This window comes from Enterobacter sp. DVT3837 (genome assembly GCF_056238685.1).
On sequence record NZ_JBWDLA010000001.1, the window covers coordinates 2,235,231 to 2,256,500 of the forward strand.

Annotated in this window: 18 protein-coding genes and 1 tRNA gene; 13 read left to right on the forward strand and 6 right to left on the reverse strand. The window is 53.7% G+C overall.

The window, feature by feature from the left end:
• Positions 1 to 219: 219 nt before the first annotated feature.
• From AC0XWG_RS10955 to AC0XWG_RS10965, 3 genes are all read left to right on the forward strand, one after another.
• Positions 220 to 1,398, forward strand: a complete 1,179-nt coding sequence (locus AC0XWG_RS10955; protein WP_113417197.1) for a tyrosine-type recombinase/integrase — start codon at positions 220 to 222, stop codon at positions 1,396 to 1,398.
• An 84-nt stretch (positions 1,399 to 1,482) separates the two neighbouring features.
• Positions 1,483 to 3,396, forward strand: a complete 1,914-nt coding sequence (locus tag AC0XWG_RS10960) for a DUF927 domain-containing protein (RefSeq protein ID WP_113417196.1) — start codon at positions 1,483 to 1,485, stop codon at positions 3,394 to 3,396.
• Positions 3,397 to 3,445: 49 nt separating this feature from the next.
• Positions 3,446 to 3,802: an Arm DNA-binding domain-containing protein gene (locus AC0XWG_RS10965; RefSeq protein ID WP_029403623.1), complete on the forward strand. Its 357-nt coding sequence runs from the start codon at positions 3,446 to 3,448 to the stop codon at positions 3,800 to 3,802.
• A 54-nt stretch (positions 3,803 to 3,856) separates the two neighbouring features.
• Here AC0XWG_RS10965 and AC0XWG_RS10970 read toward each other — a convergent pair whose 3' ends face one another.
• Positions 3,857 to 5,041, reverse strand: coding sequence for a tyrosine-type recombinase/integrase (locus AC0XWG_RS10970; protein ID WP_023892874.1), 1,185 nt, complete (start codon positions 5,039 to 5,041; stop codon positions 3,857 to 3,859).
• Between the two features lie 661 nt (positions 5,042 to 5,702).
• Between AC0XWG_RS10970 and AC0XWG_RS10975 the strand changes: the two genes are divergently transcribed.
• A protein-coding gene (locus AC0XWG_RS10975; protein WP_089541817.1) for an IS3 family transposase occupies positions 5,703 to 6,931 on the forward strand; the annotation gives its coding sequence in 2 pieces (ribosomal slippage) (positions 5,703 to 6,018 and positions 6,018 to 6,931; 1,230 coding nt in all).
• Here AC0XWG_RS10975 and AC0XWG_RS10980 read toward each other — a convergent pair.
• From AC0XWG_RS10980 to AC0XWG_RS10990, 3 genes are all read right to left on the reverse strand, one after another.
• Complete coding sequence (locus AC0XWG_RS10980) at positions 6,856 to 7,311, reverse strand: hypothetical protein (protein WP_113417091.1); 456 nt, start codon at positions 7,309 to 7,311, stop codon at positions 6,856 to 6,858. The two genes, AC0XWG_RS10975 and AC0XWG_RS10980, sit on opposite strands and share 76 nt — an antisense overlap.
• A gap of 714 nt (positions 7,312 to 8,025) precedes the next feature.
• Positions 8,026 to 8,101, reverse strand: a tRNA-Phe gene (locus AC0XWG_RS10985).
• 95 nt (positions 8,102 to 8,196) lie between these two features.
• Positions 8,197 to 8,913, reverse strand: a complete 717-nt coding sequence (locus AC0XWG_RS10990) for a DUF554 domain-containing protein (protein ID WP_028018403.1) — start codon at positions 8,911 to 8,913, stop codon at positions 8,197 to 8,199.
• Between the two features lie 181 nt (positions 8,914 to 9,094).
• Between AC0XWG_RS10990 and AC0XWG_RS10995 the strand changes: the two genes are divergently transcribed.
• Positions 9,095 to 11,230, forward strand: a complete 2,136-nt coding sequence (locus tag AC0XWG_RS10995) for an ornithine decarboxylase (protein ID WP_128347267.1) — start codon at positions 9,095 to 9,097, stop codon at positions 11,228 to 11,230.
• Positions 11,231 to 11,284: 54 nt separating this feature from the next.
• Here the strand turns inward: AC0XWG_RS10995 and AC0XWG_RS11000 are convergent, their stop codons facing one another.
• Together AC0XWG_RS11000 and AC0XWG_RS11005 are read right to left on the reverse strand one after the other, a co-directional pair.
• Entirely contained in the window at positions 11,285 to 11,977 is a 693-nt protein-coding gene (locus AC0XWG_RS11000; RefSeq protein ID WP_128347268.1) for a response regulator, read from the reverse strand.
• Positions 11,967 to 13,592: an ATP-binding protein gene (locus tag AC0XWG_RS11005; RefSeq protein WP_475680576.1), complete on the reverse strand. Its 1,626-nt coding sequence runs from the start codon at positions 13,590 to 13,592 to the stop codon at positions 11,967 to 11,969. Before AC0XWG_RS11005 ends, AC0XWG_RS11000 begins: the two co-directional genes overlap by 11 nt.
• Before the next feature lie 345 nt (positions 13,593 to 13,937).
• Between AC0XWG_RS11005 and AC0XWG_RS11010 the strand changes: the two genes are divergently transcribed.
• Genes AC0XWG_RS11010 through citG form a run of 8 tightly spaced genes read left to right on the forward strand, consistent with a single transcriptional unit; the run spans position 13,938 to position 21,255 of the window.
• Positions 13,938 to 15,299 (forward strand): 2-hydroxycarboxylate transporter family protein, encoded by a 1,362-nt coding sequence (locus AC0XWG_RS11010; protein WP_049004963.1) that lies wholly within the window; start codon positions 13,938 to 13,940, stop codon positions 15,297 to 15,299.
• Positions 15,300 to 15,316: 17 nt separating this feature from the next.
• Positions 15,317 to 16,180 (forward strand): fumarylacetoacetate hydrolase family protein, encoded by an 864-nt coding sequence (locus AC0XWG_RS11015; RefSeq protein ID WP_475680577.1) that lies wholly within the window; start codon positions 15,317 to 15,319, stop codon positions 16,178 to 16,180.
• 13 nt (positions 16,181 to 16,193) lie between these two features.
• Positions 16,194 to 17,216: a [citrate (pro-3S)-lyase] ligase gene (citC, locus tag AC0XWG_RS11020; RefSeq protein WP_475680578.1), complete on the forward strand. Its 1,023-nt coding sequence runs from the start codon at positions 16,194 to 16,196 to the stop codon at positions 17,214 to 17,216.
• 16 nt (positions 17,217 to 17,232) lie between these two features.
• Positions 17,233 to 17,526 carry a citrate lyase acyl carrier protein gene (gene citD / locus AC0XWG_RS11025; RefSeq protein WP_475680579.1) on the forward strand — a complete coding sequence of 98 codons (294 nt, stop codon included), beginning with the start codon at positions 17,233 to 17,235 and terminating at the stop codon, positions 17,524 to 17,526.
• Positions 17,523 to 18,398 carry a citrate (pro-3S)-lyase subunit beta gene (gene citE, locus AC0XWG_RS11030; RefSeq protein ID WP_023306921.1) on the forward strand — a complete coding sequence of 292 codons (876 nt, stop codon included), beginning with the start codon at positions 17,523 to 17,525 and terminating at the stop codon, positions 18,396 to 18,398. Before citD ends, citE begins: the two co-directional genes overlap by 4 nt.
• A 10-nt stretch (positions 18,399 to 18,408) precedes the next feature.
• The gene (gene citF, locus AC0XWG_RS11035; RefSeq protein ID WP_475680580.1) at positions 18,409 to 19,926 is read left to right on the forward strand and encodes a citrate lyase subunit alpha; all 1,518 of its coding nucleotides are present in this window, start codon (positions 18,409 to 18,411) and stop codon (positions 19,924 to 19,926) included.
• A gap of 2 nt (positions 19,927 to 19,928) precedes the next feature.
• Positions 19,929 to 20,468, forward strand: a complete 540-nt coding sequence (citX, locus tag AC0XWG_RS11040) for a citrate lyase holo-[acyl-carrier protein] synthase (RefSeq protein ID WP_128347273.1) — start codon at positions 19,929 to 19,931, stop codon at positions 20,466 to 20,468.
• Positions 20,446 to 21,255 (forward strand): triphosphoribosyl-dephospho-CoA synthase CitG, encoded by an 810-nt coding sequence (gene citG / locus AC0XWG_RS11045; protein WP_475680581.1) that lies wholly within the window; start codon positions 20,446 to 20,448, stop codon positions 21,253 to 21,255. The genes citX and citG overlap by 23 nt, the downstream gene beginning before the upstream one ends.
• Positions 21,256 to 21,270: the final 15 nt, after the last annotated feature.

Here is a 21,270-nt window from a genome sequence, read left to right on the forward strand (position 1 = left end):
AAATAAATTAACTATCTGATTTTAATGGATAAGTTGCTTGTGGTATTAATTATCATTTAATTTTTTTGTTCTGCTGTTTGAGGGTTTTTGTAGTTGCTCTCGGTATATTATGCTGTGGTGGCAATTTGCTGTAGCAATTAATCATGGATAGTATTGGAACATCGCTGGCCAGCGTCTCTTGTAATTTGTTTCTTATGATTTTGAAGAGATGAACGCGATATGAAGTTATATCCCTCCACAAAAAAGGCGAATCAGCCATTAACTAAATCCGTGATTGCGGAAAGCTGTGCCCGTGCATTGCATGAGGGCCGGACAGTCGAAGCCAGTGATAGTAAACTGACGGGGCTAAAGATAATTGCCTCTCCTGCTAGCCCTGATGGAGCCACTTTTATCGTTCGCAAAAGTATCTGTGGCGAAAATATCTACAAGCGTATTGGACGATATCCTGAATTATCTGTTGCAGAGGCTCGTGAAATTGCGTCTGAAATTATCACCGGCCTGAAAGAGAGCGCTAAAAAGCACGGTAAAGATTACCGTAAGATTAAAAAAATGGACTTTAATGGCCTGCTGAAAACATACGTTGAAGAGGTTCTGAACAAAGGTATTAAGCGTTCAGCAAGGACAGACCTGTCTAAAATTCACAAGTATCTACTCCCTCGTCTTGGCGATAAAAAAATCGCCGATATGACGGAGGCGGACATTGTGGCCTATCTGCATGATCTCGATCTCAAGCCTGCCACCCGCAACCGCCATCTGGCACTCATTAAAGCGGTGTTTACCTGGGCTATCCGCATGGGATATATCAGCCGCTCTCCGGCGCTTTATATCAAAGCGCTGCCTGAAGTGACGTCAGATAGACGCGCCATGGATGACTCCCAGCTTCAGTGCTGGATGGATGTCTGTGAGTGCTGGCGTAATGGTAAACCCGATCATGAAGGCCTTGCTCTGCTCATGTTCCTTGCCCTGACGGGGCTGCGTCTGGGGGAAACCCGTCACCTTCGTCTTGAAGATGTGGACTGGAGCCGCAAAGTTATCACCCTTCGCCACACCAAAAACGGCAAACTCCGCCGCGTACCGGTATGTGATAAGGCTTTCGTTCTTCTGACAGAACAGCGTCAGCATCTGGGTGATGAAGGCTGGGTATTTCCGGGCAAGGGGACCGACAATCCGGTTTCTGAGCCGCGTCGCCTGCAAAAACGGCTTTGTGAGGCTGCGGGTATTCCACCGTTCACCATCCATGAGATGCGTCATACCTTTGCGACAAAGCTCATTGAGAGCGGGGCCGACATTCACACCGTCAAAGACTTATTGGGTCACAGCACTATCAAAGTAACGGAGCTTTACTTGCACGCTTCCCCGGCGCGTTACCACGAAGTCGTTAACCGGGCGATGGGGTAACAACCTTCACTCAACGGTATGGTTTTTAACTATGGTTCTGATGCACCCGTTTTCTGACGGTGGCGTAATTTGATGGTAATACACATGAATAAAAAAGTGACAACTAATGTTCCTAAGGTTTCCGGGATTAAGCGTATTCGCGCTTTTGCTGACCGCGATAAAAATTTCACCAAAATATCGGAGGCAATTATCAGGCGTGCTGAAAAGACTGAAGTCGGTGAAGATGATATCGCTTCACTCGGTATTAGTGATGGGCTGCCACGGCATTATGTGAATACGGCTGATGGCCTTTTCTACATCGGTGGACAGAAACCTGTGCTGGTTTGCGGTACGCCAGTTGTGCCTGTCGCCCTGTTTTGCGGGAAAGATAAGGAGTCCAGTCTTGGGATTCGCCTGATGACCGGTAACGGGCTGGGTAAGTATGTTAAGGCCCTGGTGCGCTTTGAGGATATTGTTCAGAGCGGTGCTCAGGTAGTAGGCAAACTGGCAGATCGTGGATTTTGTGTTGGCTCCTCTCCACAGCAGTTTGCCCTTTTTGACCGTTTTCTTCAGCGCTGCCGGAGTTTACCGCTGCCTGTCTATCTGATGGCAGATGCGATGGGATTCGTTTCGGAGGATATGGCCTTTTTACATGGTCATGAGCCCGTTGTGACCTCTCTGACCGGGTTTGATTATCTGCTGCCGGGATTCCGCGTGCGTCCCGGACTGCACAAAGGTGGGGCTCTGGAGGAGTGGATTAACCTCATCCGGGAAAATGTCCATGGCTGGGCGCAGACCTTTGCGCTGAGTGCGTCCTTTGCTTCGATGCTTCTGGTTCCTGCCGGTATGGATGTGGGCATGTTTCATTTTCACGGCGTATCCACCACCGGTAAAACGCTTCTCCTGATGCTGGCTGCATCGGTCCATGGTGATGGCAGCGAGCCGGGCAGTGGGGGGAATGTAAATATTATTCGCTGGAATACCACGCCTAACGCGATGGAGCGCCTTCTCGCTGACTATTCCGGTCTGGTCGCCTGCGTCGATGAACTGGGTGCGAGTAATCATAAACAACTTTCCTCACTGCTTTACAACATTACGTCAGGTACGGCAAAAGAGCGCCTGAACCGTGGCCTGACGGCAGATGAGCCGTTTAAATGGCGCATGTTTATTCTCTCCACCGGTGAGATGTCAATCTCCGAAAAGCTGGCTGAACAGAAAGCCGTGTTACAGGGAGGGCAGGAGCACAGGGCCATCAGTATGGAACTGTTGCCTGAGGATGCTCAAAAACCGGATGAACCGGTATCAGAAACACGTGCCCGTGCAGATGCACTGAAGACGGGGCTGGCAGAGGCTTATGGTCATGCCGGGCCTGCATTTATCGGCAAACTGTTATCCGGGAAAAATACGGCTGGCGGTCTTCGCACCTACGCAGAGTTTTCATCCTGGCTCCAGGAACAGACAGATGATTGCTGTAACGCACTGGAAGAGGCCCTGAGGGATGAGGGGCGTGATATTACCCGCGTTCAGCGGCGCGGACTGAAAAGATTTGCGCTGGTATGGCTGGCAGGAGAGAAGGCGCTGAAATATGGCCTTTTACCTTTCGAAAGCGATGCGGTGGCTAAATCCGTTATATCCGCTGCACGACGCTGGCTGGATGATAACCAGAATCAGTATAACCCGGTGCGTAACATGCTGGAGGAGCTTCAGCTGACGCTGGTGACAAAAAGCAGCAGGCACTTTATCACCCTGCGTGACGAACATGCCCGATGCCCGGGAGATATGTGGGGATTCGTCCATTACAAAACCGGCGACTTCCTGATTTATGAATCGGTGTTTGAAAAGCTCTGTTCTGAAAAGGGACTTAAGACCGTTGATGTGGCCAGACCGTTAGAGCGTTCCGGTTATCTGCTTGGCGAAAGTGCCGGACACTATAAAAAAAGAGCGCTGAAGACGATGGCGCAGTCTTACTACCAGGTCAAAAAAGCGTTTCTGAAATGCAATGTGATGACCGAATTTTAACCCTGAATAAAACCATTTTGACTGAATAACAACGAATAGAAGGTGATGTATGATTTTTGAATCAGACCAGTACTATGACGGTTTTCCTCACGCTATCAGCAGCGAAAATGAAGAAAAAACCTCATTCAATGATTACGCTCTGGTTAACACACTGGCGGAGTGCCTGTATCACGACATTTCTCGTGAAATCTTCGATGGCAGTGAGCCGGCGCTCCGGGCCGTCATTGCCAACGGTAAGATTAAATTCCTGGCTCGTTATACGCTTCAAGGGGCCTGCTATTATGAACCCCTCGGCACATTTCCACGTATGCCCGTTAACGTCGCGCGTGAACGAGCACGTGAACTCTATAACAGATTTGATGATCACCGGGTGCCGGATGAAGAATATGGGGCCATCCCGTTCTGACTGATGGCTGAACAGTAAAAAAAAGCAGGGGCACTTGCCTCTGCTTTTCTGTTATCACAAGGACGGTAGCTGAGCCGTTATCCTTTCCGCCAGTAACTGACTGGTGTTCTGTAAGCGCTGAGGATGAAGATGCGCATACCGTTGTGAAGACTGACTGCTGCGGTGCCCCAGTTGAGCCTGAACGTCATACAGTGTTCCGCCGTAGGACACGATGAGGGCGGCAACCGAATGGCGACAGGTATGAATACATACTTCTTTGTCGAAAATCCCCGCCCGACGAACGATACGCTGAAAGGCCTTAACCGGGTTACTCAGCGGCATCCCCGGTTTTTTGCCTATAAACAACCACGGATTTCCCCGCTGCGTTGGCAGCGTTCTGATTACGTCCATCGCCAGTGAGTTAAGGTGAACAATCCGTCCATAGCCATTCTTGGTTTCAGGGAGCCACAGGGTGCGTTTAACCGGGTCAACATGCTCCCACTTAGCCAGACGCAGCTCATCACGACGAAGGCCGGTCAGTAACAGCAGTTTGACATAGCGGGCAGCTACAGGGCTGGTATCGTTATCGGCGGAGAGAAAAATACGACGAATTTCGTCCTCGGTAAAATAACGCTGTCGGGCGTTGTTCTCCCTGAGTAGCTGTACCACCCTTGCCGGATGAACAGAGGTCATGCTTTGCCTTCCGGCCCATGTAAAGACGGCTTTAATGAGTACGATGACACGGTTACAGGTAGCCGCTGACAGGGAAGTACTTAACGTCTGCTGAAGGCGCAGAATGCTCGCTGGTGTGATATCGCTCAGCAGCCTCTGACCAATGGCGGGACGGATATGATCGCGGTAGCGCTGAACATCCTTTCCCCAACTGCGTTTAGCGGATTTTGCCCATGGCAGATAATGCTGATTAAAGAGTTCATCGAACGTCAGCTCCATTCTCTTGTTTTCACGCTCCTGCTTAGGGTCAGTGCCGGTGGCAAGGGAACGTTTGTGTTCTATGGCAATCTGACGAGCAAGATTGACGTCCACTTCAGGCCAGTGACCAATGGCGATGGCGCGTTTTCGTCCATGATAAAGGTAGCGTAGCAAAAACTTTTTACGACCTTCTCTTCTGCTGACCAGACACTTGAGGCCGGAAATCTCGGTGTCGCTGTATTCGGCATCGGTACTGCGTGCATCGGATGTGTTAGGGGGCAGGGATTTAATGAGCTGATTAGTAAAACGGAAGCGTTTGGGGGTGGACATATAACCTCCTGTGACTGGTGTAAAGAACGTCAGGGTTGACCCATCCCCGGCACGGCGCTTTTTATGGTTGAGTTGATTTTCTGGTGTGGCTAAGGGAATGCTGGTGCCACATGGTATGAATTAAGACGGGAAATGCAGAAAGAACAGGCTTTACGGTCTGATTCTGGTCTTAAGGGGAAAGATTGCCGTTGGGGAAGAGTTCACAGAAATAATATGTGTTTCAGTCGGATATAATTACATGTGATAAGGGCAAAGAGCATGCTTTGCTAAAATTTGACATGTTGAAGTCCACTCTTTTTAACGATGTCGTTATGGACGACATGGCGAGTCTTGCTTAGATAATTAATCAAAATACTGTGACTTTGGACCCACGTTTACCACATTTCGAGCACTTGAGCCGAGTTTTAAGGTCTTCTAGAGTTACTCCCATTGCAACATACTGCTTAAGGTCGTTCAAAGTAAGGATTGTGGGGAGACGACAAAAAAATCCAGAGGCGCAACATACCAGCATCTCCGAGCCGTTTTTTAACCAGTCCTCAAGATTATCGTGCGATCTCGTTAGTCGTTCGATAGACTGGCCCCCTGAATCTCCAGACAACCAATATCACTTAAATAAGTGATAATCTTAATACTAGTTTTTAGACTAGTCATTGGAGAGCAGATGATTGATGTCTTAGGACCGGAGAAACGCAGACGGCGTACTACACAGGAAAAGATCGCTATTGTTCAGCAGAGTTTTGAACCGGGAATGACGGTCTCCCTTGTTGCCCGGCAACACGGTGTGGCAGCCAGCCAGTTATTTCTCTGGCGCAAGCAATACCAGGAGGGAAGTCTTACTGCTGTGGCCGCAGGAGAGCAGGTCGTTCCTGCCTCTGAACTTGCTGCTGCCATGAAGCAGATTAAAGAACTCCAGCGCCTGCTCGGCAAAAAAACGATGGAAAATGAACTCCTTAAAGAAGCCGTTGAATACGGGCGTGCAAAAAAGTGGATAGCGCACGCGCCCTTATTGCCCGGGGATGGGGAGTAAGCTTAGTCAGCCGTTGTCTCCGGGTGTCGCGTGCGCAGTTGCACGTAATTCTCAGACGAACCGATGACTGGAAAGATGGTCGCCGCAGCCGTCACTCAGATGATACGGATGTGCTTCTCCGTATACACCATGTTATCGGAGAGCTGCCCACGTATGGTTATCGTCGGGTATGGGCGCTGCTTCGCAGACAGGCCGAACTTGATGGTATGCCTGCGATCAATGCCAAACGTGTTTACCGGATCATGCGCCAGAATGCGCTGTTGCTTGAGCGAAAAACCGCTGTACCGCCATCGAAACGGGCACATACTGGCAAAGTGGCCGTGAAAGAAAGCAATCAACGATGGTGCTCTGACGGGTTCGAGTTCCGCTGTGATAACGGAGAAAAACTGCGAGTCACGTTCGCGCTGGACTGCTGTGACCGTGAGGCACTGCACTGGGCAGTCACTACGGGCGGCTTCGACAGTGAAACAGTACAGGACGTAATGCTGGGAGCGGTGGAACGCCGCTTCGGCAACGAGCTTCCGGCGTCTCCAGTAGAGTGGCTGACGGATAATGGTTCATGCTACCGGGCTAATGAAACACGGCAGTTTGCCCGGATGTTGGGGCTTGAACCGAAGAACACGGCGGTGCGGAGTCCGGAGAGTAACGGCATAGCAGAGAGCTTCGTGAAAACGATAAAGCGTGACTACATCAGTATCATGCCTAAACCAGACGGGTTAACGGCAGCAAAGAACCTTGCAGAGGCGTTCGAGCATTATAACGAATGGCATCCGCATAGTGCACTGGGTTATCGCTCGCCACGGGAATATCTGCGGCAGCAGGCCAGTAATGGGTTAAGTGATAACAGGTGTCTGGAAATATAGGGGCAAATCCATTCGATATCCGCTCTCCACTGCTGGATTTCATTACCGTTCCAGTCGATATTTAGCTCGATTTGTTTGGCAACGAACCGGTGTTTACCTCTGTTAACTGTGGGTTCATAGTCCTTACGTTGATCTTTGATGAGATCAGCCTCATAGAGGAAATCATCGTTTTTGTTGTCGGTATAATCAAAAATTACCTTAATTAAATCAATATCAACGTTTTGTTTTTTGATGAATAAACCCTGTGTTCCGCTTCCGTTCAAGTCCCGGCTAAAGTTAATGTTGAGATGGCGGCGGAGTGAGAAGAAATAGCTGTGGCCGTGCATAGCCAATGCAAGTCTGGCTATGTCATTGCAGTTGTAGGGTGTGTGTGTATCCATGATGTTACCTTTAATTCATATTCGGTCGAGAGCGTCAGGAAACTATCCTAATATACCTTTTTTCTACACCAGTATTTGGATCAATTTTCATCCCTTTGGCCTGTTTCTCGTTGATTAACTTTCAGCGATGTTTGAAATAGGCCATCAGTGGTCAGAATCATTTTTTACTTCCACTTTTTGCTCAGATTTGATCCTAAGGTCTAAGTTCCAATACGTTTAGCTCAATTACTATCACCCCTGATAAATTATTCTATGATGACGTGGAGGGCGGGGGATTCAGGCAATGTTAAGAAATGAAAGGTTTAAATGCGAATATTACAGGTGGAGGAGATGGTGGATACCCCCGACTGACAAGGGGAGTTGATGGCGCTGAGTTCACCCCCTTGCCTGAAGAGGAGTCTCCCCTGTCTTCCCCCGGGGGTGATGGCAGGTAATTTGTTGTTAAATAAAGTAAATTATGAAATCCCCCATTTCCCCCGTATTCTCTGCTTCATTATGAATAATCCTAGAGAAAGGAACCGTAAAGGACCGTAGAAAGACCGTAGCTGTGAGGTGAGGGAAGGCATATCAGAGGGTGTTGAGGTGTCTAAAAGTAACGAACATCTGCGAAAATGGCGAGAAATCCAGCAAACAAATAACGTGTTGCAACGACCAGAAATCTACCGTAGCTAAGAAAGGAAAAAGCCCCGCTTTTCAGCGAGGCTTTATGAATAGTGGTGCCCGGACTCGGAATCGAACCAAGGACACGGGGATTTTCAATCCCCTGCTCTACCGACTGAGCTATCCGGGCAACGGGGCGCATTAAACCCGATCTGCCCCCGGTCGTCAACGAAATTTGTTGTTTTCGTTACAGACTGCGCAATCTCTCACCATTTCGCCGCAAACTTAAGCGAAAAGGTGCGTCCAGAGCGCAGAGAGCGGCATGGCGATCAATAGTGCAGGCAGCATATTCACCACGGCAAACATCTTAATTCCGCAGATGCGCAACCCGGTTGCCAGCAGGAGCAGTCCGCCAACGGCAGTGAAATCGGCCATCATCGCCGGCGTTGTCAGCGGGAGAATCAATGTGGCGCAGGTGGCGAGCGCCAGCTGGATTATCAGCATCGGGACGCAAATCACCGCAACGGCGACGCCAAGGGTAGTGGCGAAAATGGTGGCGGTGAAGAAATCGAGAAACGCTTTCGCAATCAATATGCTCGGGTCGCCAGTCATCCCTTCCTGCATCGAACCAAAAATCCCCGTACCGCTGGCGCAAAACAGAATAATGATTGCTACATAGTTCTGAATAAACGACTCGTGCGTGCCGTGTTTCGCTTTGCCGCCTGGTCGGGAAATCAGGTTTTTGGCTCTACTCACCGCACTGTTAATGCCTTTTTCCAGATAGCAGAATTCGCCAATCAGCGCGCCGAGCAGGGTCGCCAGCACCATCACCGGCAGGTTGGCGCATTTGATCACCAGCAGAATGCCAATCCCTAACGACGCCAGACCGAATATAGAAGGCATAGATGAGCGAATACGCTCCGGCAACCGCTGACTCAACACTGCGCCGAGAACACCGCCCAGCAATACGGCTCCCGCATTGATAAATGGCCCGATAACCACGCTTAACTCCTGTTACTTAATCATTGGTATTGCATGATTATGACATGTTAGTGCTGCATTACGCTTGGCTTTGGGTGGTTTAATGCATAATGATTCTTTCTTGCACCTGAAAATAAAAGGTGACATTATTGCGCGAATTTTCTCCTCCCTGTCTCACCACTCGGTGAGGGTAACTGCGCTTATGAAAACCATGAAAATCGCCGTCAGCCGCGAGCTGCTCTCTTCTGTGTCTACGCACCGTGAAAAGGTGACGCTGGACAATACTGATTTCACCGATGTGGCGGCAGTCGTCATCACAACAGCTGAAAGTCGCAGCGGCATTCTTGCACTGCTGAAACGCACGGGCTTTCAGCTACCGGTGTTTATTTTCTCTCAGGAGCCAACGGATGTACCTGACGGCGCCACCGCGGTTATCTCGGGAAAAGCTCAGGAGTTTCTGGAACTGGAAACTGCTGCCAGCCGTTATGAAGAGAATCTGTTGCCACCCTTTTTCGACACCCTGAGCCAGTATGTGGAAATGGGCAACAGCACCTTTGCCTGCCCGGGACACCAGCACGGTGCATTTTTCAAAAAACACCCAGCAGGGCGGCAGTTCTATGATTTCTTCGGGGAGAACGTGTTCCGCGCCGATATGTGCAATGCTGATGTGAAACTGGGCGATCTTTTGATCCACGAAGGGTCCGCTAAGCACGCGCAAAAGTTCGCGGCAAAAGTGTTCAACGCGGATAAAACCTACTTTGTGCTGAACGGTACGTCGGCGGCCAACAAGGTCGTGACCAACGCGCTGTTGACCCGCGGCGACCTGGTGCTTTTTGATCGCAACAACCATAAATCTAACCACCACGGGGCGCTGATCCAGGCGGGGGCCACGCCGGTTTATCTGGAGGCTGCACGTAACCCGTTTGGTTTTATTGGCGGGATTGACGAGCACTGCTTTAATGACGCTTATTTGCGGGACCTGATCCGCGAGGCGGCTCCGGAGAAAGCCGACGAGGTGCGTCCGTTCCGCCTGGCGATCATTCAGCTTGGCACCTACGATGGGACGATCTACAACGCCCGCCAGGTGATCGACAAGATCGGTCATCTGTGTGACTACATCCTTTTTGACTCAGCCTGGGTGGGCTATGAGCAATTTATTCCGATGATGGCGGAAACATCCCCGCTGTTACTGGAGCTGAACGAGAACGATCCGGGCATTTTCGTGACCCAGTCGGTGCATAAACAGCAGGCCGGGTTCTCGCAAACCTCTCAGATCCATAAAAAGGATAACCATATCCGCGGTCAGGCTCGTTTCTGTCCGCACAAGCGGCTGAACAATGCGTTTATGCTGCATGCCTCCACCAGTCCATTTTATCCGCTGTTCGCAGCGCTGGATGTGAATGCCAAGATCCACGAAGGGGAAAGCGGACGCAGGCTGTGGGCGGAGTGCGTCGAGCTGGGTATTGAAGCGCGCAAGGCAATCATTGCCAACTGTCATATGATCAAACCGTTTATCCCACCAGTGGTGGCGGGGCGGCCGTGGCAGGATCATCCGACGCATGCCATTGCCAGTGAGCTGCGCTTCTTCAGCTTTGAGCCGGGTGCCAAATGGCACGGGTTTGAGGGGTATGCCAGCGAGCAGTACTTTGTCGACCCGTGCAAGCTGCTGCTGACCACGCCGGGCATTGATGCCGAAACGGGGGAGTACACGGATTTCGGGATCCCGGCGACGATTCTGGCACACTACCTGCGTGAAAACGGCATCGTGCCGGAGAAATGCGATCTCAACTCGATCCTGTTCCTGCTGACGCCCGCCGAAAGCAGCGAGAAGCTGGCGCAGCTGGTGGCGATGCTGGGGCAGTTTGAACAGCATATCGAAGACGATACGCCGCTGGCTGACGTGCTGCCGACAATCTTCCAGAAATACCCGGTGCGCTATCGGGATTATACCCTCCGCCAGCTGTGTCAGGAGATGCACGATCTCTACGTCAGCTTCGACGTGAAGGATTTGCAGAAGGCGATGTTCCGCAAGGAGAGCCTGCCGGAGGTGGTGATGAATCCGCAGGATGCCAACCAGGCGTATATTCGCGGTAACGTAGAGCTGGTGCGCATACGAGATGCGGAAGGACGCATTGCTGCCGAGGGGGCGCTGCCATACCCGCCAGGCGTACTGTGCGTGGTACCGGGTGAAATCTGGGGCGGGGCGGTACAGCGTTACTTCCTGGCGCTGGAGGAGGGTATCAACCTGCTGCCGGGCTTCTCGCCGGAACTTCAGGGTGTGTACAGCGAGAAGGATGCCGATGGGATCAAGCGGCTGTATGGGTATGTGTTGAGATAGTGCAGGCTGTTGCCCTCACCCTAACCCTCTCCCTGTGGGAGAGGGAACATTTCATCAAACGGCACTACGCCTGTACATCCTCCTCGGATGCCCAATCTTGCCGTACAGCATCTCCACCGTCAGAAACCCCGCTTCCACACAGTGCTCCAGATAGCGCCGGGTAGTAGTTTTACTTAACCCGGTTTCCTGTACCACCTCATCGACTGAAAAACAGTGTGTGGCCTGCTCGTTAAACAGCGCCTGCACCCGCGCCAGCGTATTTTCCTCAATGCCTTTGCTACCGTTGTCCTGGCGGTAGTTTTTCGCCTGTAGCTGATACAGCGAATCGACGTTTTGCTGGTCGACAATCTTCCAGACGCGCTGTTGCTCGGCGAATTGGACAAACCGCTCCAGCGACTGGCTGAGCCGCTTCCAGGAGACGGGTTTGAGGATGTAGTCGAACGCGCCATTACGAATAGCCTGGCTGCAGGTGTCCATATCGCTGGCGGCGGTGATGAAAATCACCGAGCAGTTGGCACGGGCGAGCATAGGGTTATTGATCAGCGAGATACCTTTGCCATCAGGCAGATAGTTATCCAGCAGCACGAGCTGCGGCTGTTTGCTTTCAAGCTCCGCCTGGGCTGCAGCCAGCGACGAGGCAATGCCCACCAGCCTCAGACGCGGATGCTTGCCTATCAGCTCCGCGTGCAGCTGCGCCAGCTCGTTCTCGTCTTCCACAATCAGTACGTCGATAAGTTCATGTCGCATAGTCGGTGTTTTCCAGTTGCCGGGCGGTTCCCGTGGCCGGGATAAACAAGGAGAAAATGGCGCCACGCGGGGTATTATCGGCAACTTCTATCGCGCCGCCAGCCTGCGTAACATAGCTTTCGATCAGATACAGGCCAATCCCATGATCGCCGCGCGTTTTGGTGGTGATACCGCGTTCAAATATCCTGTCACGGATCTCCGGTTGAATGCCCACACCCTGGTCCGCCACTTCAATAATCAGCTCCTGTTCGCTGAGCTTAATCAGTACCTCCACCGGCGCGTGGGGCAGTGGCGACCGCTGCGTCGCTTCAATGGCGTTATCCAGCAGGTTACCAATAATTGAAATCAGCTCTTGTTCCCCAAGGGGCAGGAACGGTCTGTCCAGTCGACAGGCCGGGTCGAAACTCAGTTCAACACCTTTCTCCCGCGCGCGGGCGGCTTTCCCCAGCAGCAGGCCGCACAGAGTAGGAGAGCTGAAGCGAGAGGAGATAAAGTCCAGCAACTCCTGGGCGTGTTCAGACTGCGCCTGAATGTAGCCAATCGCCTCTTCATAGCGTCCCATATGCAGCAGGCCGGACAAGGTCGTCATCCGGTTTAACTGCTCGTGGCGCATGATGCGCAGGTTATCTACATAGCGTTTTACCTGGCTGAGCTGGGCGCTAAGCGAGTCTATTTCATTGCGATCGCGGAAGGTGATCACCCAACCCTGCAGCGACCCCTCAAGCATGATGTGGACCCGGCTGGCAATCACCGTGAGATCGTTAAAACGGCAAATCTCGTCGTGGGTATCTTTCGCCAGCATCGTCTGCGTGTCGAAGAACGGGACCGGATCGATCACCTGGCTTATCAGCTGTCCGCGCAGCTCGCGGGCCGGCTGGCTCAGACCCAGCAGCTTGCGCGCTGCTTGGTTGATCACTTCAATGCGCCGCCGATCGTCAATGGCAATCACCCCTTCATAAATAGACTCCATCATCGCCTTTTGCTGGCGCACCAGCAGGCCGATCTCTCGCGGTTCGAGGGAGAAAATCTGCTTCTTAATGCTGCGGGTAAAGAACCAGGAGAAGATGAAGAGGGCTATCAGCAACAGCACGGCGGCAATCAGGATATTGACGACTTTACTGACGGTAACGGTATCAAGGTAGCTGGTGAGATAGCCTACCGAAACAATGCCCACCACCTGTCCGGCATCGTTGAAAATGGGGGCTTTACTGCGTAACGAAATGCCCAACCCTCCTTTACGGATGGTAGTGGTACTTTTTCCCTGCAAAACGGCTTCGTTGTCTCCGCCAACCAGCGTAGTACCAACTCTGTCAGCAAAAACGGAATGAAAAAGGTGCTGTCCCTTATTATCTCCAATCACAATAAAGCTGGCATCACTGTGTGAAGCTATTTTCTGCATAAAGTCGTGAATGCTTTTGATATCTTTTTGTTCAACTTCATCACGTAATGTAGGAATAATCGCAATTTCTTCTGCCTGTATTTTGGCTCGCGCACTCATTTCCTGATAAAGCTGTTTACCGACGTCGACATAATAATATCCGCCCAGTAACGCAAAAAGTACTGAGAAAAAGGCAACCAGCGAAATAAACAGCTTGATCTGGAAAGATACTTTCATAACTATCACGCGAGGTAGCAACAAAGAAAGCCAATATATCATCTTTTCTCGAGTGGATGACCGCTTTGCCGAAAACTTGTGATCCCTTGCACAGCAGGGGCTGTAAAAGATTTATCCGGAAGACTTATGCGCTTCAGAGCGCGCAAATAAATGTTATTTGTTTGTTCAGTTAGGAAAAGAAACCATAAAAACCACGACAATAAATAAGGTGTTAATCACATTAAATAAAAGAAACCATTAAAACCATAGCTGCCATTAAAACTTCGCTTTTAATATGCCATTCCTCACATAAAGTAAGCCTTTGTGACTCTAAGCTGAATGCACAAAATAACCAAGGGGCTTATTATGAGCACAACTGACGATTCTTTCTCTGTTACCCACGACCCGATTGAAATTCAGCGACCTTCGCTCAAAGAGCGCTGGTGGCATATTATGGATACCTGGAAAATCGGGATTATTCCTCTGCCACTGTTCGTTCTGGCGGGCGCACTGATTGCGATTGATTGTCTGGGCGGGAAACTGCCGAGTGATATCGTGGTGATGGTGGCGACGCTGGCTTTCTTTGGCTTTGCCTGCGGCGAGTTTGGCAAACGCCTGCCGATTGTCGGCAAGCTGGGCGCGGCGGCGATTTGCGCCACCTTTATCCCTTCCGCGCTGGTCTATTACGGCCTGCTGCCGGATGTGGTGGTCGAGTCCACGACCAAGTTCTACAAATCCACCAACATTCTCTATCTCTACATCTGCTGCATCATTGTCGGCAGCATCATGAGTATGAACCGCACGGTACTGATTCAGGGCTTCCTGCGCATCTTCTTCCCGATGCTGTGCGGCGAAATCGTCGGCATGCTGGTGGGGATGGGGGTCGGTCTGGCGCTGGGTCTTGAGCCATTCCAGATCTTCTTCTTTATCATTCTACCGATTATGGCGGGCGGCGTTGGGGAAGGGGCGATCCCGCTCTCTATCGGTTATGCCACCCTGTTGCATATGGACCAGGGCGTGGCGCTCGGTCGCGTTTTGCCGATGGTGATGCTCGGTGGTCTGACGGCGATCATTATCTCCGGCTGCCTTAACCAACTGGGTAAACGCTACCCACACCTGACCGGTGAAGGCCAACTGATGCCAAACCGCGCCAATGCGGATACCTCCGTCTCTCAACCTGCCTTCTCCGGTAAAGCGGATGTCACCACGATTGCTTCTGGCGCGCTGCTGGCGGTACTGCTCTACATGCTGGGGATGCTCGGTCACAAACTGATTGGTCTGCCCGCACCGGTTGGCATGCTGTTTATGGCGGTACTGGTGAAGCTGTGCAACGGTGCTTCCCCGCGTCTGCTGGAAGGTTCTCAGGTGGTCTACAAATTCTTCCAGACCTCAGTGACTTACCCGATTCTCTTCGCCGTTGGCGTGGCGATCACCCCGTGGCATGAGCTGGTGGCCGCGTTCACCGTGAGCAACCTGTTAGTCATCGTCAGCACTGTTTCTGCACTGGTGGCGACCGGTTTCTTCGTCGGTAAAAAGATTGGTATGCATCCGATTGATGTCGCCATCGTCTCCTGCTGCCAGAGCGGCCAGGGCGGTACCGGCGACGTGGCGATCCTGACCGCAGGCAACCGTATGAGCCTGATGCCATTCGCCCAGATTGCAACCCGTATCGGCGGCGCGATTAACGTCTCTATCTCACTGCTGATTCTGGGCAACTTCCTCGTTTAAGTTTTCAGGAAAGAACAATGAAACTCGCAAGCTTTTTATTCCAGGGAAAACGCAGCTACGGCATCGTGCAGGCCGAAGGTGTAATTGATTTAGGTCGCCGTCTGGGCGACCGCTACAGCGACCTTAAAGCGCTGTTGCAGGGCAACGGGCTGGCGCAGGTCACCCGTTATCTGAACGATGCCGTGGATGTACCTCTGAATGCCATCACCTTCTTACCGGTGATTGAGCAACCGGAAAAAATCCTCTGCGTGGGCATGAACTACGCCGATAAGCGCAAGGAGTTTGACCAGCATAACCCGGCCCCGACGCTGTTTGTACGCTTCCCGGATTCCCAGACCGGCCACAACGAGCCGGTACTGAAACCGCGCCATTCCAGCGAATTTGACTATGAAGGCGAGCTGGCGGTGATCATCGGCAAAGGCGGGGAGAACATCAGCCGTGACGACGCGCTACGCCACGTTGCAGGTTACAGCTGCTACATGGACGGTTCCGCCCGCGACTGGCAGCACACCTGGTTCACCGCCGGGAAAAACTGGCGTCAGACCGGAGCGTTTGGCCCATGGATGGCGACGGCCGATGAGATCCCGGACCCGCATCAGCTGGCGATCCGCACCTGGCTGAACGGCCGTATGGTGCAGGAGGACAATACCAGCAGCATGATCCACAAGGTGGCGGAGCTGATCGAGTACATCAGCACCTTTACCCGCCTCAGCCCAGGCGACGTGATCATCACCGGATCCCCGGGCGGGGTGGGTAAAAAGCGTAACCCGCCGCTGTTTATGAAAGAGGGCGATCGCATTGAGGTAGAGATCGAGCATATCGGTCATCTGAGCAATGTGATCATGGAAGCGCCAGCCACCGGGCTTGCGGTAGCACACTAAGTAAGGCGGCAGTATGCAATCGCAACCCATTGATTTTCGCCACACCCTCGTGGCGAAACACCCGGAACGCTTAAGCCAGATCCGTTACCTGCTGGCAGACAGCGGCCTTGGCCTGGACAACGACATTGAGCTGTTTGTCGAAGCCTGGTCCGGCTCGCAGTTGGTGGGTTGCGCCGGGCTCGCTGCTAACGTCATCAAGTGTGTGGCCGTAAACGAGCAGCTTCGTGGCGAGAACCTCAGCGCGCGCCTGCTGGCAGAGGTGCAAAATGCGGCGCTGGAGCGCGGCCATTTTCACCTCTTCCTCTGCACCCGCCCGTGCAACAGGGAGCGCTTTGCCCGCAGCGGCTTCTGGCCGATTGCCCAGAGCGGCAACAACGCCGTACTGATGGAGAACACCCCGCAGGGGATCGAACGCTACTGCCGATCTCTGCGCGCGAAGCGCAAGTGCGGGGAGAACATTGGCGCGATCGTAATGAACGCCAATCCGTTCACCCTCGGCCATCGTCATCTGGTGGAGCAGGCGGCGCAGCAGTGCGACGCCCTGCATCTGTTCGTGGTGCGCGAAGACGCCTCGTTCTTCCCCTTCAGCGCACGCATCGAGATGGTGCGGGCGGGTGTCGCGCATCTGACGAACGTATTGGTGCATGAAGGCTCGCAGTACATCATCTCCCGTGCCACCTTCCCGGCCTACTTCCTGAAGGAGACCGGCAAAGTGCAGCAGGCGTGGAGCGAAATCGACGTGCTGATCTTCCGTGACTTCATCGCTCCGGCACTGGGGATTACCCATCGCTTCATCGGCTCGGAGCCATTTTGCGACATCACCCGTCAGTACAACCAGACGCTGCACGACCTGCTGGCCACGCATATCGAGGTGGTGGAGATACCGCGCATCAAGGCCACCGGTAACGCTATTTCGGCGTCAGAAGTACGCCGCTTACTCAAGACACAGCAGTTTTCCCGGATCCGGGAGATTGTTCCGGAATCCACCTTCGCACATCTCGAAACGCATTACCGTGCGAGTGCGGAAGTCGCTTAATTACCAGGAATTTATCATGAAAATTGTTAGGGAGGCGCTGGCCGGAACGCAGGAGTCCAGCGACCTGATGGTGAAAATCGCTCCCGCTCACGGCGAGCTTGAGGTTGTCATCCACAGTGAAGTGATTAAGCAGTTTGGCGAGCAGATCCGCCAGGTGGTCAACGACACATTGCGCGCTATGGACGTGCACCAGGGATTAATCATTATTGAAGATAAAGGGGCGCTGGACTGTGTGATCCGCGCCCGCCTGCAGAGCGCACTCCTGCGTGCTGCGGATGAACAAGCTATCAACTGGGGGACGCTGAAATGAGCAAACTCCGTCGCAGCATGCTGTTCCTGCCTGGTGCTAACGCCGCCATGCTCTCAACCGCGTTTATCTACCGTCCTGACTCCATCATGTTTGACCTTGAAGACGCCGTCGCTCTGCGCGAGAAAGACACCGCCCGTATGCTGGTGTTCCATGCGTTGCAGCACCCGATGTACCAGGATATCGAAACCGTGGTGCGCATTAACCCGCTGAGCACGCCGTTTGGCTTGCTGGATCTGGAAGCCGCCGTGCGGGCTGGCGTGGACGTGATCCGTCTGCCGAAAACCGATACCCCGGATGACATCTACGAACTGGAAGGCCACCTGGAACGCATTGAGCAAGAATGCGGGCGCGAGGTCGGTTCTACCCGTGTGATGGCGGCCATAGAGTCAGCCATTGGTGTGATTAACGCCGTGGCAATTGCCCGCAGCTCTCCGCGCTTGATCGGTATCGCGCTGGCCGCCTTTGACTACGTGATGGATATGCAGACCGAGCGCGGTGACGGCACCGAGCTGTTCTACGCCCGCTGTGCCGTGCTGCACGCCGCTCGTGCGGCAGGCATCGACGCCTTCGACGTGGTGTGGTCAGACGTTAACGACGAGGCCGGGTTCCTGCGCGAGGTCGATCTGATCCGCAAGATGGGCTTTAACGGCAAATCGCTGATTAACCCGCGCCAGATCGACCTGCTGCATAACGCTTATGCCCCGACGCAGGAAGAGGTGGATCACGCGAAGCGGGTAATTGAAGCGGCAGAAGAGGGCGAGCGCAACGGGCTGGGCGTGGTGTCGCTCAACGGCAAAATGGTGGATGCACCGATTATTAACCACGCGCAGGTGGTGCTGGAGCGCGCGGCGGCTTCCGGCGTGCGTCGTTAAGGATGAGATAATGAATCAGACAGAACTGCTCCATGTGAATTTTCCCCATCTGCGGGACTTAAAACCCTTTGATACCGCCCACAGCGCGACGCCGTGGCTGAACAATCCAGAAGAAAAACATACCCGTAAACTGTGTGCTTCTGTTGAAGAGGCCGTGTTACGTAGCGGCTTGCAGGACGGGATGACCATTTCGTTTCACCATGCGTTTCGCGAAGGCGACCGAGTGATCAATAACGTCGTGGCACTGTTGGCGAAGATGGGTTTCAAAAACCTGACCCTGGCCTCCAGCTCACTGATGACCTGCAACGATGCGTTGATTGAACATATTGAACGCGGCGTGATCACCCGGATTTACACCTCCGGGATGCGCGGCAGGCTGGCAGATGCCATCTCTCACGGCCTGATGGACGAGCCGGTGCAAATTCACTCCCACGGTGGGCGCGTGAAGCTGTTGCAGGACGGCGAACTGAACATCGACGTGGCGTTCCTTGGCGTGCCATGCAGCGATGAGTTCGGCAATGCCAACGGCACGCACGGCAAATCGAGCTGCGGCTCGCTGGGCTACGCCATGGTGGACGCGCACTTTGCCAGCAAGGTAGTACTGCTGACCGAAGAGCTAGTGCCGTTCCCCAATATGCCCGCCAGTCTGGTGCAGGACCAGGTGGACTACATTGTGCAGGTCGAGAGCGTGGGCGATCCGGCGAAAATTAGCGTCGGCGCGGCGCGCGTCACCAGCAATCCGCGCGAGCTGATGATTGCCCGTTATGCGGCCGATGTGATTGAACACTCCGGCTACTTCAAACCAGGCTTCTCGATGCAGACCGGCTCCGGCGCGGCGGCCACCGCCTGCACGCGCTTTATGGAAGAGAAGATGGAGCGCAGCGGCGTGAAGGCACGTTTTGCGCTCGGCGGCATCACCGGCAGCCTGGTGGATCTGCACGAAAAAGGGCTGATCGAAAAGCTGCTGGACACCCAGTGCTTTGACGGCCAGGCAGCAGCATCGCTGGCGCGCAACCCGAACCACGTGGAAATCTCCACCAACGTTTATGCCAACCCGGGCAGTAAGGCGGCAAGCTGCGACCAGCTCGACGTGGTGATCCTCAGTGCGCTGGAGATCGACGTTGATTTCAACGTCAACGTTATCACCGGTTCCGACGGCGTGATGCGCGGCGCCTCCGGCGGGCACTGCGACGTGGCCGCCGCAGCGAACCTGACCATTGTGGTCGCGCCACTGCTGCGCAGCCGCATTCCGACGGTCGTGAAGCGAGTCACCACGCGCCTCACGCCGGGCGAAAGCATCGACGTGCTGGTTACCGATCACGGCATTGCGGTCAACCCGGCGCGCCCGGAGATCCGCAAGCGGCTGCTGGACGCCGGGCTGAAGGTTGTGGATATCAACGCGCTTTACGAACGGGCGATTTCCCTGACGGGCGTGCCCAAACCGATTGAATTTACCGACAAGATCGTCGGGGTGATCCGCTACCGTGATGGCAGCGTGATCGACACCGTTCGACAGGTGAAGGAGTAGTTATGACTTTAGCGACACCCGTGCGGGCGGGTGTCAGCCTGGACGAACTGCTGGCGGCGAAAGAGTGCCGCGCAGCGCGTCAGGCTGACTGGCTTACGCACTATCAACAACCGGTGATTTCCCTCACGTTGGTTACGCCAGGAGAAATCAAAGACAGCCTGCGCTATCGCAATACCATGGGCGTGGCATTACAGATGTGCGATCAACTGCTGTGGGAAAACCGCTGGCAGGTGCTCGACCGCCAGGTGCTGTGGTTGCCAACCGGGCCCGAAGCGCTTTGGTGTGTGGCCCATCCGGCGGTGGAAATCAAAGCGCACTGTGCGGAGCTGGAGCAAACGCACCCGCTTGGCAGGCTGTGGGATCTGGACGTGATCTGCCCTCAGCACGGCCATGTTGGGCGCCAGTCGCTGGGAACCAATCTCAGGCGCTGTCTGATTTGCGATGAACCGGCCCACGCCTGTTCCCGTTCGCGTAACCATCCCGTTGAACAGGTGGTTTCTCGCGTGGAGAAGATGATCGATGACTGGTTTGCTCGCGACTAAACCGCGCCAGGCTGACGTGCCTGCGCTTGCCGAAGCCGCGTTGTGGCAGGAGCTGGAACTGACGCCCAAGCCGGGGCTGGTGGACAAACTCAATAACGGTTCCCATCGCGATATGAACCACGCGCTGTTTGTCCGCAGTATTACGGCGATTACGCCGTGGTTTTCGCGCTTTGCAGAACTCGGTAACGCGCATGCAGATAGGCCCGCAGATGAACAGTTACGGATTATTCGCCCGATGGGAATGGCCTGCGAGCAGGCGATGTACGCCGCGACGAACGGGGTGAACACGCACAAAGGCGGGATTTTTGCCCTGGGTTTACTGTGCTATGCCGCCGGACGTGTGAAAAATGTCTCCCCAGAAAGCCTCTGCTGTGAGGTCAGTAACATCTGCAGTGGGATGGTGTCGCGGGAGCTGCTCGCCCGCAGCGGACAGGCGACGGCGGGAGAGCGTCAGTTTAAGCAGTATGGCTTAACCGGCGCGCGCGGTGAGGCAGAAAGCGGCTTTGCTACGGTGCGTAAAGCGCTGGCGCAATGGAACGGACATTCACTTCACGGCCTTCTGTTACGCCTGATGGCAGTCAATCAGGACAGCAATCTGGTGTCGCGTGGCGGCATTGAGGGGCTGCGCTATGTGCAGGGCTATGCGCGCGAATTACTGGTGAACGGCTGGGATCGCGAGGCGTTGCTTCGAATGGATAAGGCATTGATTGAACGCAATCTGAGTCCGGGCGGCAGCGCGGATTTATTATCGGTGGGATGGGTGTTGTCGAAATTACCCCTCTCCTGAAAGGAGAGGGGATAA